This is a genomic window from Chitinophaga sp. (assembly GCF_036566945.1).
GTDB lineage: Bacteria > Bacteroidota > Bacteroidia > Chitinophagales > Chitinophagaceae > Chitinophaga.
On the sequence record NZ_DATCVJ010000807.1, the window covers coordinates 1 to 1731 of the forward strand.

Below are 1731 nucleotides of genomic sequence, written 5' to 3' on the forward strand. Positions count from 1 at the left end.
TTCACAGGCAACGAAAGAAAGGTGACGATTACCGGGGAAGTATATTTCGAAGTGGCTGCCAACGCCAATATGCCTTTTAAAGTAGTAGCCGGTGGGGCAGATATTACGGTGATGGGTACACGATTTAACGTGAATGCCTACTCCGAAGACGCCGCTGTCAGCACCACATTGATAGATGGGGCCGTAAAAGTAGCTACCGGGAATACGGGCGTTGTGCTGAAGCCGGGGCAACAAGCCCGTACACGTGCGGGGGCATTAGCGGTGATTAATAATATTGATACGGATGAAATTATTGCCTGGAAAAATGGCTTCTTCCAGTTTACAGATGCAGATATGCCCACGGTGATGCGACAACTGGAACAATGGTACGACGTGAAAGTGAACTATGAAGGCGCTATTCCTAAAAGAAGCTTTGGTGGCGGGATACAACGCTCATTGCCTTTGTCGGAAGTGTTAAGCATCCTGGAAGCGAATGATGTTAAATTTAAGATCGATGGAAAAAATATTACAGTATTGAAGTAAAAACCACGTTTCACAAATTCCAGTTATAAAAACCAATTCCACGCCGTAGCTCCCAAGGCTGCGGTATCTCACTTGTTATGCAAATAAAAGCCGGAAATACTGGTAATATTTCCGGCGGCATCTGGATAGCAATGAACAAAAAAAGTCGGCGAAGACTCCTTATTCACTCAACCAAACAATGCAAATGTATGCAAATTACTTGTAACGCTCTTTGCAGCCGGAAAGCTGTTTCTATTCCATGGGCCGCCATTTTCAGGCCCCGCAGAAAGGCTCCCGGGCATCGCTCGCTATGCTCAACCAAAACACTGTTAGCTATGAAGTTAACGTTTCTGTTTCTGACCGTCGTCTTCCTCAATGTAAGTGCTACGGGGCTTTCCCAAACGGTTAGTTTTTCCGGGAAAGAAGTATCACTTAAAACGGTTTTTGCCGCTATCAAAAAACAAACAGGATACGTGGTATTCTATGATAACTTTTTGCTTAAAAACAGCCACCCGGTTACCTTGTCTATGCAGGAGGTGCCCCTGGAAGAACTGCTGGCCAAAGCATTGAACGGGCAGGAGCTTAGTTTTTCTATTGTAGACAAAACTATTTCCATTAAAAAACAGGTGGTACTCACGTTGCCGCCTATACTGAAATTACTGACCGTGCAAATGACGCTCACCGGCAGGGTAACGGACGATACCGGCACACCGCTGCCCGGCGTAACGGTAGTCCAGAAAGGCACGTCCAATGCCACCGTTACCAACGAAATGGGAGAGTACAAACTGGCCGGTGTCAACGATGGGGCCGTAATCCTTTTTTCCTATATTGGTTTCGATAAACAGGAACTCACCGTACATGGACAATATAAACTGGATGTGCGTCTGAACAAAGCAGCCAATACCGCCCTCGACGAACTGGTGGTAATCGGCTATGGTACGGTGAAAAAGAGCGACCTCACCGGCGCAGTAGCTACTGTAAAAGGCGATGCCGTGGCCTCCCGTAAAACCACGCAGATTTCACAGGCTTTGCAGGGTGCTATGCCAGGTGTAATGGTGACGCGAAACAACAATGCTCCAGGCGCGGTAGCGCAAATCCGGGTGCGCGGTATTACCACTATCTCTGATGCCGGCGCCGCTCCACTGATCATCCTCGACGGCGTACCGGTAGATGATATCAACTCCATCAACCCCAACGATATCGAAAATATTTCTGTGTTGAAAGATGCCG

2 protein-coding genes are annotated in these 1731 nt (G+C 47.6%); both read left to right on the plus strand.

What is annotated here, in order from left to right:
- Window positions 1–522, plus strand: a 522-nt coding sequence (locus VIP81_RS24475) for a FecR family protein (protein WP_331967524.1), incomplete at its 5' end; no start/stop codon positions are given.
- A 314-nt stretch (window positions 523–836) separates the two neighbouring features.
- On the plus strand, window positions 837–1731 hold an 895-nt coding region (locus tag VIP81_RS24480; RefSeq protein WP_331967526.1), incomplete at its 3' end, for an STN domain-containing protein.